The sequence below is a fragment of the Roseovarius pelagicus genome (assembly GCF_025639885.1).
GTDB classification, from domain to species: Bacteria; Pseudomonadota; Alphaproteobacteria; order Rhodobacterales; family Rhodobacteraceae; genus Roseovarius; species Roseovarius pelagicus.
Genome location: NZ_CP106738.1, coordinates 729,183 through 741,747, shown reverse-complemented (window position 1 = coordinate 741,747; position 12,565 = coordinate 729,183). Strand labels below are relative to the sequence as shown.

The following is a 12,565-nucleotide window of genomic DNA, read 5'->3' as shown; positions in this document are numbered from 1 at the left end:
AAAAGGAGGAATGATTTATGTCATTGAGTGAGGCTAATTCCGAGGTTGATCAGGCATTTACGCGCAAAACATTGCGTGGGCAGACCTATGAGAACACCTTTGGTGGGGCGACGTCGTTCCTGCGCCGTAGATACACCAAGGACCTGAGCGGGGTGGATATTGCCGTCACGGGTGTGCCGTTTGATCAGGCCGTGACCAACCGGACCGGCACACGGTTTGGGCCGCGCGCGATCCGCGAGGCCAGTGCGCTTCAGACGGCTGATGCACCGTATGGCTGGGGGTATGACGCGCTGGAGGTGCTGGATATCATCGACTACGGCGATCTGGCCTTTGATTACGCGATGGTGCCAGAATTCCCTGGCCGGTTAACCGAGCATATCCGCACCATTCTGGCCGCTGACGTGTCCAGCGTTGTGCTGGGGGGCGATCACTATATCAGCTTTCCGATTCTCAAGGCTTATGCCGAGAAATTCGGACCAATGTCGCTGTTGCAGTTCGATGCGCATACCGACACGTGGGAAGATGACAACATGGACCGGATCGACCATGGCACAATGTTCTACAAGGCAATCAAGCTGGGATTGATCGATCCGGCACGATCTGTTCAGGTGGGCATCCGCACCACCGTACCGGATCCGATGGGCATGAATATCATTGATGCGCGCGAGGTGCACGAGCGCGGACCGGTGGAAACGGCAAAGAAGATCAAGAAGATACTCGGCGATCATCCAACCTACCTTAGCTTTGATATCGACGGGCTTGACCCTGCCTATGCCCCCGGCACAGGCACACCGGTCTGGGGCGGGCTGAGTAGCGGACAGGCGTCGATCATCCTGCGCGATCTGGCGGGGATCAATATCAAAGGTGGTGATATTGTAGAAGTCTCGCCGCCCTATGACACCACCGGGGCGACGGCAATCGCGGGTGCGCATGTGGCGACGGCGCTGATTTGCCTGCTGGGCTGGGATAAACGCGACCGGTGATGCGGAATGTGATCTGGCGTAAGCATTTGAAGACCAGTGAAAGATGAAGTGGGCTATGTGGCTGGGCCTGTTTACCGTGGCGCTGTTGGGGGCTTGGGCGTGGGTGCGCCTGGCACCGTCCGATGCGACGCGATGGCATGTTATGCCGTCACAGGTAGCGGATACCGATATGCCGAGTGGTGCGATGCGTGTCGTTGCAGCGGATTTGGCGCAGCTCGACACAGTGATCCGGGCGACGCCGCGAACCGTGGTTTTGGCGGGATCGGTTGAGAGTGGGATGATTACCTATGTAACCCGCTCGAAAGTGGTCGGTTTTCCCGACTACACAACGGTGCGGCGCAACGGCGAAAAGATCGAGATTTACGGTCGGTTGCGATTCGGCAAATCTGATCTAGGAGTCAACGCGACCCGTGTCGATGGCTGGTTGGAGGCTCTGAGGCAGCGCGGATGACAGACAACCGTCTGAAATCTTGCGCCACATTGGCACGTTCAGGGACATCTGACACTGTGCCATGAACATCTGGCCATCCACATGCAGGCAGGTCATTTCGCCCAGTTCCATGCGCGAGCCGGTCTTGTCGGTACAATAACAATCGACGGTCTGGCCGCCTATGGTCGCGTCGGCCAGTGCAGGAGATGCGATCAGCGTGAGCAACAAAATCTTTTTCATGGGCGAATTATAGCATAGCTCCAGCACTTGACCAATCACAGTTGATAGGGGACACCCGCGCGCATGGTTCCAATGGACAGACTTCAACAGATCGCAGAGCGGTTCGAGTATCTGGAAGCCAAGATGGCGACCGGGGGAGGCGATATTGCGGCCCTAGGGCGGGAATATTCGGAATTGCGACCGGTGGTCGAGGAAATCCGCACCTACCGGCAGGTGCTGGATGACATCGAAGGGGCCGAGGCGATGCTGGATGACCCGGAGATGAAGGCGCTGGCCGAGGATGAGCTGCACGCGCTGCGCGACCGTCTGCCGGGGCTGGAGGCGGCGCTACAATTGGCGCTGTTGCCCAAAGATGCCGCCGATGCGCGTCCTGCGATGGTCGAGATCCGACCCGGAACCGGGGGCGAGGAAGCGGCGCTGTTCGCGGCGGATCTGCTGCGGATGTATCAACGCTATTCAGAGGCGCGCGGCTGGACCTTTGACATCATTGAAGAACAGCAGAGCGAATTGGGCGGTATTCGCGAGGTTGTAGCGCATGTGAAAGGCGCGAATGTCTTTGCTCGGCTGAAGTTCGAGAGCGGTGTGCACAGGGTGCAACGCGTGCCCGAGACAGAGAGCGGCGGGCGCATTCACACCTCGGCGGCGACTGTGGCAGTGCTGCCTGAGGCGGAAGATGTCGATATTCAGATCGACGCGAATGATCTGCGGATCGACACGATGCGCAGTTCTGGTGCGGGTGGGCAGCATGTGAACACCACCGATTCAGCTGTGCGCATTACTCATATTCCGTCGGGCATCGTGGTTACGAGTTCGGAGAAATCGCAGCATCGCAACCGCGAGATCGCGATGCAGGTGTTGAAAACCCGTCTGTTTGATCTGGAGCGCCAGCGCGTAGACAGCGAACGTTCGGCCAATCGTGCGGCGCAGGTGGGCAGCGGTGATCGCTCCGAGCGGATCAGGACCTATAATTTTCCACAAGGGCGCATGACTGACCATCGGATCAATCTGACGCTCTATAAGTTGGATCAAGTCATGCAGGGTGATCTGGATGAGGTGATCGACGCGCTTACTGCGGATGCGCAGGCCACCATGCTGGCGGAAATGGGTGCATGACAGTTCAAGAGGCACTGGCCTTTGGTGTGTCTCAGCTTGCCGATGCCGGTATCGACAGCGCGGCGCGTGATGCGCGGCGGCTGATGGCGCATGCGCTGGGCGTTGGACCGGACCGGATTACGCTGCATCTGCGGGACGAATTGGAGGCTGGCCCCGAGGCAGTCTATTTCGCCGACCTGTCAGAGCGCGCCGAGCGCAGACCAGTGTCCCATCTGGTTGGCGGGCGGGATTTTTATGGTCGCTGGTTTAGCGTGAATGAGGATGTTTTAGACCCAAGGCCGGAAACCGAAACCCTGATTGCAGCCGCGTTGGAACTGACGTTTAGGGATGTTCTGGACCTTGGCACAGGAACGGGCTGCATCCTGTTGATACTATTGGCGGAAAACCCCACCGCGACTGGCATCGGCGTGGATGTGTCGGCTGCGGCGCTGAGGGTGGCCAAACGCAACGCCGATGCGCTGGGTGTTGCGGATCGCTGCGCCTTGGTGGTTTCGGATTGGTGGCAAGGCGTTGCAGGGCAGTTTGACCTGATCGTGAGCAATCCGCCCTATATCGCCGCTGCCGAGATGGCGGGGCTCGCGCCCGAACTGGGTTTTGAGCCGCGCATGGCGTTGACGGACGAGAAAGACGGGCTGTCGGCCTACCGGATCATCGCCGGAGGTGCGGGCGCGCATCTGGCCCCTGACGGTATGTTGATGGTCGAAATCGGGCACAGCCAAGGCGGGGCCGTCGCCGCAATGTTGCAGGATGCGGGCTTTGTAGACGTACAGATTCGCACCGATCTGGATGGCCGTGACCGTGTTGTGATGGGGCGAAAACCCGCGCAAATGTCTATATAAAATGCAACATCACGGGAATTAACCGGACAAAATGGTGAAAACTCCCTGTTTTCACTTGCGGCGCTGCTTCTGGCGTGTTTACTAGAACTGTCTCTGCGGTGGATACCTGTTCCGGGTGGTCCCGCGTGACGCCAAGCCAACAATTGCCGCGATCCGGTTTCATTACTCTGGTGCATAGGGCACCACTCGGGTCAAGCTACGGTACATAAGACAAGGCTGAACAGCATTAATATGAGATCATCGAAGTCACGTTCGCGCAACAAGCCGAACCGCAACCGCTCAAACTCGGTCGGCAATGTCGTCAATCGGGTGTTCGACAGTTCCGGGCCCGAGGGCAAGGTGCGCGGTACGCCGCAGCAGATCATTGAGAAGTACAACCAGTTGGCGCGTGATGCGCAACTGAGCAATGACCGTGTCGCTACCGAAAATTTCCAGCAACATGCCGAGCATTATCTGCGTCTTCTGGGAGCGGCCCAGAAAGAACAGGATGCCCGCCGCGAGCAGCAGGAACGCGAGAATCGCGAGCGTCAGGCTGAGCGTGATCGCGAACGTGCACAGCGTCAGGAACGCGAAGGGCAGGGGCAGGACGAGAATGCATCTGCCGCGCCTGAGCAACCTGAAATCGTGGAAGCGGAAAGCGGTGACGCCGATCTGGTCGAGACACCCGAGAGCCAGCCACCCGCAAAACCCAAGCGCGCGCGCAAACCGCGCCGCAAGCCGGATGCGGATCAGACCGCTGACGAGTCCCCCAAACCACCTGAAGCGGCAGAATAATCAACGGAGCTTCTCGTTTAGGTTGTGCGGCGCCGCTGTCGAATGGGCTGAAACACGTAACGCGCGCCATTGGCGCGCGTTTTGCTTACCCACCCCCCGCTATGACTGATAGCCGACCGAAAACACTTGGCGTGCCGCAAAAAAAAGGCCGAGCATAAAGCTCGGCCATAGTCCAACAGGGAGGTATGACAGTCTCGCCGCTCGCGGCGCTACCGTCACAGGTGCACTTAGGCAGGGGGGCGGGGCCGATCAAGAAAAAAGCACCCAACGCTCCGGCATGCCCGTTATGCGTTTTTTGCATATCTGATTAAAAGTTCAGCTAAGTGCCTGCTCTCGCAGCGTTTTACGATAAGTAAAGATCTCATCCTGAACAAAGTCTCGGAAGGCTGCGATTCGTTGCGAATGCCGCAGTTCTTCGGGATATGCGAGGAAGACCGGTACTTCGACCGACTCAATCTCTGGTAGAACCCGCACAAGATTCGGGAAATCGTAAACCAGATACTCTGGCAACACGCCGATGCCGAGGTTATGCAACACGCCCTGAAGCACGCCAAAATAGTTGTTCACGGTTAGCGTTGCGGGGATTTCACTGGCCATCAATTCGCTCACCAGCGTCGCGCCCGCGCCCACCTGGGCTGATTTGGGATTCTGGCAGATCAGGCGGTGGTTGGGTAGATCGTCAATGCTCTGCGGTGTGCCGTATTTCTCCAGATAGGCGGAGGAGGCATAAAGGCGCATATGGACGCTCATCAATCGTTTGCGGATTAGGTCCGCTTGACTGGGTTCTTTCATACGGATTGCCACGTCGGCCTCGCGCATGGGCAGGTCAAGCACACGTTCTTCGAGCATCAGGTCGATTTTGAGGTCGGGGTATTTATCGTAGAGTTGCGGCAGGCGCGGGGCGAGCCAGAGCGTGCCGAAGCCAATGGTCGTGGTCACGCGCAACTCGCCAAATACTTCTTCTTCGCTGTCGCGAATGCGCGCTGTAGCGGCATCAAGCCGTTTGACCATGGCCCGCGTGGCATCAAACAGCAATTCGCCCTGTTCGGTCAGAATCAGGCCGCGTGCATGGCGGTGAAACAGAGTGGCGTTCAAGGACTCTTCGAGCCCGCGTATCTGGCGCGAAACTGCTGATTGTGACAGGTGCAGCTGATCACCAGCATGGGTTAAAGAGCCTGCATCCGCAACCGCGTGAAATATTCTGAGCTTGTCCCAGTCCATTTTTGCAACTTTCCATTGGCGTCGGGTATTTCGCACGCAATAGCAAACAATTGCGTCAAAAGACACCACTCAACAGGGTTGGTCTGCGGAAATATCGGTTGTTAGGTCATAATTAGTGACCTATTATTGCCCTAGAGTAAAGGGTGTCCCCTGATCCAGTTGCCCTTACCGATGGGAGGTTCGAGATGAGCAAGCAAAAGGTTTCGCTGAATGATCGGTTTGATCTGAGCAAGCGACAGGTGCTGCTGAACGGCACACAAGCGTTAGTGCGGTTGATGCTGACGCAAGCGGCGCGCGACAAGGCGGCGGGGCTGAATACGGCAGGATACGTGACCGGATATCGCGGCTCGCCATTGGGGGCGGTCGATTTGCAGATGGCCCGTGCCGAAAAGCTGTTGGCGGAGTCGAACGTCAAGTTCCACGAAGGTTTGAACGAAGACCTTGCGGCGACCGCCCTATGGGGGACCCAGCAGGCCGAATTGCGTGGCGAAGGCAAATATGACGGTGTCTTTGGCCTGTGGTACGGCAAGGGGCCGGGGGTGGACCGCACCGGCGACGTGATGCGGCATGCCAATATGGCGGGCACCAGTGCGCATGGCGGGGTCCTGATGGCGATGGGTGACGACCACACAGGCGAGAGCAGCACCGTGCTGCATCAATCGGAATGGGCGATGGTGGATGCCTATATGCCGGTGGTCAGCCCGGCGGGTGTGCAGGAAATTCTGGACTACGGCATTTACGGTTGTGCGCTGAGCCGGTTTTCCGGGCTTTGGGTCGGCCTGAAGACCATGAAAGACACCGTGGAAGCCACGGCTGTTGTCGATGGCAACGTGGATCGCATGCAGCTGATTGCGCCCGACTTCGATATGCCAGAGGGCGGATTGAACATCCGTCTGGGTGACACACCGCACGCGCAGGAAGCGCGGGTAATCGATTACCGCCGCTTTGCCGCAGAAGCGTTCAGCCATGCCAACAAGATGGACAAGCGGATGATCGGCAAGCGTGGCGCCAAGATCGGCTTTGTTGCGGCGGGCAAGAACTGGCTCGATCTGGTCCATGCGATGGACCTGCTCGGCATCGACGCCGAGACAGCCGAGAAGCTGGGCGTGACTGCCTACAAGATCGGCCAGACCTTTCCACTGGACATGAAAGGTTTCCATGATTGGGCAGAGGAACTGGATCTGATCATCGTGGTCGAGGAAAAGCGCAAACTGATCGAGGTGCAGATCAAAGAGGCGCTCTTTGATGATCCCCACCGACGTGTCTATGGTTGGTTCCGGGGCGGTGCCGGTGCCATGCACCGAGAGGAGCTGTTTCCGACGCGCGGGGCGCTGGACCCGATTATGATTGCGGAAAAACTGGGCGGTATCCTGATTGAGGAAGGCCGCAGTACTGACCGTTTAAAGGCCGGGCTGGCCCGTTTGGCCGAGGCGCGTGCAGGTGACAACGCCGAAGAGATTGCGACGCGTCTTCCCTATTTCTGTTCCGGCTGTCCGCACAACAGCTCGACCAAGCTGCCCGAGGGCAGCCGTGCCTATGCCGGGATCGGCTGTCACTATATGGTCCAGTGGATGGACCGCGAAACCACCGGGTTCACCCATATGGGCGGGGAGGGCGCGAACTGGATCGGTGAGGCGCCGTTTTCAAACCGCGATCATGTGTTCCAGAACCTTGGCGACGGCACTTACAACCATTCGGGCGTTCAAGCGATCCGCGCCGCCCTCGCCTCGGATGCCAACATTACTTACAAAATCCTCTACAATGATGCCGTTGCCATGACGGGTGGCCAACAGAACGAAGGCGGGTTGGATGCGCCGCGCATCGTGCAAGAGTTGAAAGCGATGGGTGTTAAAGAACTGGCTGTCGTTTATGACGAAAAGGAAGACGTGGATTTCAAGGCCTTCCCGCAGGGCATCGAGATCAAGGAACGCGCCGGTCTGATGGATGTGCAAAAGCGCATGGCAGAGGTCAAGGGCGTGTCGGCCATCGTCTATATCCAGACCTGCGCCGCCGAGAAGCGCCGCCGCCGCAAGCGGGGCCTGTTTCCGGACCCGGACAAGCGGGTGTTCATCAATACGGATGTCTGCGAAGGGTGCGGCGATTGCGGTGTGCAATCAAACTGCGTGTCAATCGTGCCGATCGAGACGGAATTGGGCCGGAAACGGGCGATTGATCAATCATCGTGCAACAAGGATTACAGCTGCGTCAAAGGGTTCTGTCCCAGCTTTGTCACGCTGGAAGGTGCGCAAATCCGCAAGGGCGCGACAACCGAGCTGAAGCTGCCGGATATGCCGTCGCCAGAACTGCCAGCAATTAACGGCACGCATAACGTCGTGATCACCGGCGTCGGGGGCACGGGCGTTGTGACCATCGGCGCAGTGTTGGCGCAGGCGGCACAGATCGACGGTAAGGGGGCCGGGATGATGGAAATGGCCGGGCTGGCGCAAAAGGGTGGCGCGGTGCATATCCATTGCCGTATCGCCGAGACGCCGGGGGATATCAGCGCGATCCGCGTAGCAACGGGCGAATGTCACGCGCTGATCGGCGGCGATCTGGTGGTTTCTGCCGGGGCCAAGACGCTGGGCCTTACATCACGCGGACAGACCGGGGCCGTGGTCAACAGTCACGAGATCATCACAGGCGATTTCACCCGAAACACTGAGTTTAAGCTGCCGTCGGATCGGCTGGCGCTGGCGCTGGAGGCGCGACTGGGGGACGATGTACAGCTATTCGATGCGTCAGAACTGGCCAAGGCAGTGATGGGGGATTCGATCTTTTCCAACATGATGATCTTTGGCGCAGCATGGCAGCGCGGGCTGGTGCCGATCAGCCATGACGCGATTACGCAGGCGATTGCGCTGAACGGGGCGGCGGTGGAGAAAAACCTGCGCGCCTTTGAGAGTGGGCGTTGGGCCGCGCTATACCCGCAGGAAGCGGTCGGATTGCTGACGCCAAACGTGGTTAATATGCCTAAATCGCTGGAGGAAAAGATCGCCTATCGCGCGGATCAACTGGTGGCCTATCAGGGCAAGAGGCTGGCCAAACGCTATCGCAGGCTGGTGGATGGGATCGAGGATCGTGAGGTCCGCGAAGCTGTTGCGCAAGGGTATCACAAGCTTCTGTCCTACAAGGATGAATATGAGGTCGCGCGCCTGTTGCTGAGCAGCCGGGACAAGGCGAAAGCCGAATTCGATGGCGATTTCAAAATGCGCTTTCACCTTGCTCCGCCGATTCTGGCGAAAAAGGCGACGGATGGTCGACCGCAAAAACGTGAGTTCGGTCCGTGGATGGAGTGGCCCATGCGTGTGTTGGTCAAGTTTCGCAAACTGCGCGGCACGCCGCTGGATGTCTTTGGCTACACCGCTGAGCGTAAAATGGAGCGTGCGCTGATTAAACAGTACGAGGCGGACATGGCCGACGTGTTGCCACGGCTGACCGACGAGACGCGTGATTTGATCGTGGCGCTGGCCGAGTTACCGTTGCAAATTCGCGGATTCGGCCCGGTCAAAGCCGCGAACGAGGCCAAGGCTGCGAAGACGCGCGAGGGATTGCTATCGGCGATGCGCGTCGGTGGTGGGATCGTGGCACAGGCAGCGCAGTGATTTCGGCTCGGACTTCATCAACGTGTCATGTAGAGCGGGGATAATCGCGGGTACACGTGAGTCCATGACCCGTCTTTGAGGAACCATTCATGCCGCCAGAGCGCCAGATCGCGCGCGACATCAGCTACGCCCATTCCGCCGAAACGCGGGGCGGGCGGGCCATAATCCGCACGATGGAGAACCTGACCGGGCGCATTCGCCTGATCAAACGTGCCCACGGATACGAGAGTGAGATCGCCTCCGGGCGGGACTTCTGGCAGGTGATGGTCGAACGCTACGGTCTAAGTCTGGATGTCGTGGGTGGATCGCTGACGCATATCCCACGGGATGGCCCGCTGATTCTGATCGCAAACCATCCGTATGGCATCCTTGATGGGCTGATGATGGGTCACATTCTGCGCCAGATGCGCGGCGATTTCCGCATTCTGGCAAATTCAGTGTTCTGCCATGCCGAAGATATTCGCCGTGTCATCCTGCCGATTTCCTTCGATGCGACGAAGGAAGCGGTGCAAATGAATCTGGCCACGCGCAAAGAGGCGCTGGGCTATCTCGGGCAGGGTGGGGCGATTGGCATTTTTCCAGGCGGTGCAGTGTCGACGGCGGCGCGCCCGTTTTCGCAGCCGATGGATCCCGGTTGGCGTGGGTTCACTGCGCGAATGATTGCGAAATCAGGCGCAACCGTCGTGCCGGTGTTTTTCGATGGACATACCAGCCGTCTCTTTCAGATCGCGAGCCATCTGCACGCGACGCTGCGCATGGGTCTGTTGCTAAAGGAATTCCGCCGCCGGGTGGATCGCCCTGTGCAGGCGGTCATCGGAGAGCCGATTGATCGGCGGGCTTTGCAGGTTCATGCGGGTGACAGCAAATCTATGATGGAATTCCTGCGGCTGAAGACGTATGAGCTATCCCCGAGGCCGCTGGACCCCAAAGGCATCGGTTTCGAGTGGCAGTAAGACCGCGCCGCGCGCCGGTCTAAAGGCGGGCAAGACGATGGCAGTTGGAATTTTCGACAGCGGATTAGGCGGTTTGACGGTGCTGGACGCGGTGCAGGCGCGTCTGCCGGACATGGCGTTTATCTATCTCGGGGATAATGCACATGCGCCTTATGGCGTACGCGATGCGAATGATGTCTATGACCTGACGCGGGCCAATGTGCACCGTCTATGGGACAGCGGTTGTGATCTGGTCATTCTGGCGTGCAACACGGCCTCGGCTGCTGCGTTGCGGCGCATGCAAGAGGCGGGTGTGCCACAGGGCAAGCGCGTACTGGGCGTATTCGTACCCTTGATCGAGGCACTGACCGAACGGCAGTGGGGCGACAATTCACCCCCGCGTGAGGTGGCGGTCAAGCATGTTGCGCTCTTTGCCACACCGGCCACCGTCAGTAGCCGCGCATTTCAGCGCGAGCTGGCGTTTCGCGCGATTGGTGTGGATGTCGAGGCGCAGGCTTGCGGCGGCGTGGTCGATGCGATCGAAGAGGGTGATCTCATTCTGGCCGAGGCGCTGGTGCGCAGCCATGTGGACGCGTTAAAGCGCAAGATGCCGGACCCAGAAGCCGCGATTTTGGGCTGCACCCATTACCCGCTGATGGAACAGGTGTTTCAAGAGGCGCTGGGGGACGGGGTTTCGGTTTACAGTCAGGCGACCTTGGTCGCCGAGAGCCTTGCCGATTATCTGAACCGGCATCCGGGCATGACGGGCACTGGCGAGCAAACCCGATATCTGACCACCGGTGACCCAAAGCGGGTGTCAGACCGTGCCACGCAGTTCCTGCGACGACAGATCACGTTCGAAGCGGCCTAACGCGCCGCGCCGTGCATCATCTTTGAATCCCCATGAACAAATACGGGATAACCGACATGACCCATTCCATCGCCATCCTTGGCGCATCGGGCTACACCGGGGCCGAACTGGTCCGGCTGATTGCCACGCACCCGAACATGCAGATCAAGGCGCTGGGCGCCAATTCCAAGGCCGGACAGGCCATGGCTGACGTCTTTCCGCATCTGCGTCACCTCGACCTGCCAGATCTGGTGACCATCGAGGAAATTGATTTCTCTGGTATCGACCTGTGTTTCTGCGCGCTGCCACATGCGACTTCTCAGGCGGTGATCCGCGATCTGCCCAAGACGATGAAAATCGTCGACCTCAGCGCCGATTTCAGGCTGCGTGACCCAAAGGTGTATGCCAAGTGGTATGGCGGCCAGCACGCGGCACTGGAATGTCAGGCAGAGGCGGTCTACGGGCTGACAGAGTTCTACCGCGAGGAAATCAGGGGCGCGCGGCTGGTAGCGGGCACGGGTTGCAATGCGGCGACTGGCCAATATGCGCTGCGGCCATTGATCGCGGGCAAGCTGATCGATCTTGATGAGATCATTATCGACCTCAAGACCGGGGTAAGCGGTGCAGGGCGAAGCCTGAAGGAAAACCTGCTGCATGCCGAGCTATCCGAGGGCGCGCATGCCTATGGCGTTGGTGGCACGCATCGGCATCTGGCGGAGTTTGACCAAGAGTTTTCGGCCATTGCCGGGCAGGAGGTCAAGGTACAATTCACGCCGCATTTGTTGCCTGCAAACAGAGGGATAATTGCCACTGTTTATGTCAAAGGCGAGCCTGACGCGATCCATGCGGCGTTGGCTGCGACCTATGCTGACGAGCCGTTCCTGCATGTCCTGCCCTTTGGCCAGACACCCAGCACGCGGCATATTCGCGGCAGCAATTTCTGCCATATCGGCGTCAGTGGTGACCGTATTCCGGGGCGGGCTATCGTCGTGGCAGCACTTGATAACCTGACCAAGGGATCCAGTGGGCAGGCCTTGCAGAATGCGAACCTGATGTTAGGTGAGGATGAGACTGCAGGGCTGATGCTGGCCCCGGTTTTCCCGTAACCCTAACCCATAGGCAGGCAGGCCGATGAAATCGCTCAAGAAGCAGCGCCGCATCCAGATCATCGCCATCACTATTGTGGCGCTGATCGTGGCAACCGGTCTGATCGGCTATGCGATGCGCGACGGGATCAACTTTTTCCGCAGCCCGAGTGAAGTCATCGCGGCGCCGCCCAGCCCGGCAGAGGTGTTCCGCATCGGCGGGCTGGTCGAGGTCGGCAGTCTGCAACGCGGGCAGGGCGAAACGGTGCGATTCTCTGTGACTGATGGCGGCGCAACTGTGCCAGTGGAATATACCGGCGTCCTGCCGGATCTGTTCGAAGAGGATCAGGGCATGGTCGGTCTGGGCAGCTATGACGGGACGGTTTTCACCGCGACCGAGATTCTGGCCAAGCACGACGAGGACTATATGCCCAAGGAAGTAGTGGACGCGCTGAAAGAGCAGGGTGTCTATCAAGAACCGTCCGATGGGTAAACG

General features: G+C 59.0%; 12 protein-coding genes. 10 read left to right on the top strand and 2 right to left on the bottom strand.

Annotated elements, in window-relative coordinates; all coding sequences use genetic code 11:
* Nucleotides 1–17 precede the first annotated feature (17 nt).
* Together speB and N7U68_RS04590 are read left to right on the top strand one after the other, a co-directional pair.
* The gene (speB, locus tag N7U68_RS04595; protein WP_165191942.1) at nucleotides 18–983 is read left to right on the top strand and encodes an agmatinase; all 966 of its coding nucleotides are present in this window, start codon (nucleotides 18–20) and stop codon (nucleotides 981–983) included.
* Nucleotides 984–1,026: 43 nt separating this feature from the next.
* A complete protein-coding gene (locus N7U68_RS04590) occupies nucleotides 1,027–1,434 on the top strand; it encodes a DUF1499 domain-containing protein (protein ID WP_263048383.1) in 408 nt (135 codons plus the stop codon).
* On the opposite strand, the gene N7U68_RS04585 is transcribed toward N7U68_RS04590, so the two are convergent.
* Nucleotides 1,375–1,653 carry a hypothetical protein gene (locus N7U68_RS04585; RefSeq protein WP_165191944.1) on the bottom strand — a complete coding sequence of 93 codons (279 nt, stop codon included), beginning with the start codon at nucleotides 1,651–1,653 and terminating at the stop codon, nucleotides 1,375–1,377. The genes N7U68_RS04590 and N7U68_RS04585 overlap by 60 nt on opposite strands.
* 63 nt (nucleotides 1,654–1,716) lie before the next feature.
* Here N7U68_RS04585 and prfA point away from each other — a divergent pair, with 63 nt between their 5' ends.
* The 3 genes from prfA (at nucleotide 1,717) to N7U68_RS04570 (ending at nucleotide 4,379) form a co-directional block, all read left to right on the top strand.
* Nucleotides 1,717–2,766, top strand: a complete 1,050-nt coding sequence (prfA, locus tag N7U68_RS04580; protein WP_263048382.1) for a peptide chain release factor 1 — start codon at nucleotides 1,717–1,719, stop codon at nucleotides 2,764–2,766.
* Complete coding sequence (gene prmC, locus N7U68_RS04575) at nucleotides 2,763–3,605, top strand: peptide chain release factor N(5)-glutamine methyltransferase (protein ID WP_263048381.1); 843 nt, start codon at nucleotides 2,763–2,765, stop codon at nucleotides 3,603–3,605. The genes prfA and prmC overlap by 4 nt, the downstream gene beginning before the upstream one ends.
* Nucleotides 3,606–3,836: 231 nt before the next feature.
* Nucleotides 3,837–4,379: a DUF4167 domain-containing protein gene (locus N7U68_RS04570; RefSeq protein ID WP_165191947.1), complete on the top strand. Its 543-nt coding sequence runs from the start codon at nucleotides 3,837–3,839 to the stop codon at nucleotides 4,377–4,379.
* A gap of 315 nt (nucleotides 4,380–4,694) precedes the next feature.
* Here the strand turns inward: N7U68_RS04570 and N7U68_RS04565 are convergent, their stop codons facing one another.
* A complete protein-coding gene (locus N7U68_RS04565) occupies nucleotides 4,695–5,600 on the bottom strand; it encodes a LysR family transcriptional regulator (protein ID WP_165191948.1) in 906 nt (301 codons plus the stop codon).
* A gap of 185 nt (nucleotides 5,601–5,785) precedes the next feature.
* Here N7U68_RS04565 and N7U68_RS04560 point away from each other — a divergent pair, with 185 nt between their 5' ends.
* The 5 genes from N7U68_RS04560 (at nucleotide 5,786) to ccmE (ending at nucleotide 12,562) form a co-directional block, all read left to right on the top strand.
* Entirely contained in the window at nucleotides 5,786–9,202 is a 3,417-nt protein-coding gene (locus N7U68_RS04560) for an indolepyruvate ferredoxin oxidoreductase family protein (protein ID WP_263048380.1), read from the top strand.
* A gap of 89 nt (nucleotides 9,203–9,291) precedes the next feature.
* Nucleotides 9,292–10,155 carry a lysophospholipid acyltransferase family protein gene (locus tag N7U68_RS04555; RefSeq protein WP_263048379.1) on the top strand — a complete coding sequence of 288 codons (864 nt, stop codon included), beginning with the start codon at nucleotides 9,292–9,294 and terminating at the stop codon, nucleotides 10,153–10,155.
* A 37-nt stretch (nucleotides 10,156–10,192) separates the two neighbouring features.
* A complete protein-coding gene (locus tag N7U68_RS04550; RefSeq protein ID WP_263048378.1) occupies nucleotides 10,193–11,005 on the top strand; it encodes a glutamate racemase in 813 nt (270 codons plus the stop codon).
* A 56-nt stretch (nucleotides 11,006–11,061) separates the two neighbouring features.
* The gene (gene argC / locus N7U68_RS04545; protein WP_263048377.1) at nucleotides 11,062–12,090 is read left to right on the top strand and encodes an N-acetyl-gamma-glutamyl-phosphate reductase; all 1,029 of its coding nucleotides are present in this window, start codon (nucleotides 11,062–11,064) and stop codon (nucleotides 12,088–12,090) included.
* A 25-nt stretch (nucleotides 12,091–12,115) separates the two neighbouring features.
* The gene (gene ccmE, locus N7U68_RS04540; RefSeq protein ID WP_165191953.1) at nucleotides 12,116–12,562 is read left to right on the top strand and encodes a cytochrome c maturation protein CcmE; all 447 of its coding nucleotides are present in this window, start codon (nucleotides 12,116–12,118) and stop codon (nucleotides 12,560–12,562) included.
* The last annotated feature ends 3 nt before the right edge of the window (nucleotides 12,563–12,565 follow it).

Bases quoted from the DNA above. Each gene is read 5' to 3' on its own strand.
- speB (WP_165191942.1), top strand. From the start codon at position 18: ATGTCATTGAGTGAGGCTAATTCCGAGGTTGATCAGGCATTTACGCGC.
- N7U68_RS04590 (WP_263048383.1), top strand. From the start codon at position 1,027: ATGAAGTGGGCTATGTGGCTGGGCCTGTTTACCGTGGCGCTGTTGGGG.
- N7U68_RS04585 (WP_165191944.1), bottom strand. From the start codon at position 1,653: ATGAAAAAGATTTTGTTGCTCACGCTGATCGCATCTCCTGCACTGGCC.
- prfA (WP_263048382.1), top strand. From the start codon at position 1,717: ATGGTTCCAATGGACAGACTTCAACAGATCGCAGAGCGGTTCGAGTAT.
- prmC (WP_263048381.1), top strand. From the start codon at position 2,763: ATGACAGTTCAAGAGGCACTGGCCTTTGGTGTGTCTCAGCTTGCCGAT.
- N7U68_RS04570 (WP_165191947.1), top strand. From the start codon at position 3,837: ATGAGATCATCGAAGTCACGTTCGCGCAACAAGCCGAACCGCAACCGC.
- N7U68_RS04565 (WP_165191948.1), bottom strand. From the start codon at position 5,600: ATGGACTGGGACAAGCTCAGAATATTTCACGCGGTTGCGGATGCAGGC.
- N7U68_RS04560 (WP_263048380.1), top strand. From the start codon at position 5,786: ATGAGCAAGCAAAAGGTTTCGCTGAATGATCGGTTTGATCTGAGCAAG.
- N7U68_RS04555 (WP_263048379.1), top strand. From the start codon at position 9,292: ATGCCGCCAGAGCGCCAGATCGCGCGCGACATCAGCTACGCCCATTCC.
- N7U68_RS04550 (WP_263048378.1), top strand. From the start codon at position 10,193: ATGGCAGTTGGAATTTTCGACAGCGGATTAGGCGGTTTGACGGTGCTG.
- argC (WP_263048377.1), top strand. From the start codon at position 11,062: ATGACCCATTCCATCGCCATCCTTGGCGCATCGGGCTACACCGGGGCC.
- ccmE (WP_165191953.1), top strand. From the start codon at position 12,116: ATGAAATCGCTCAAGAAGCAGCGCCGCATCCAGATCATCGCCATCACT.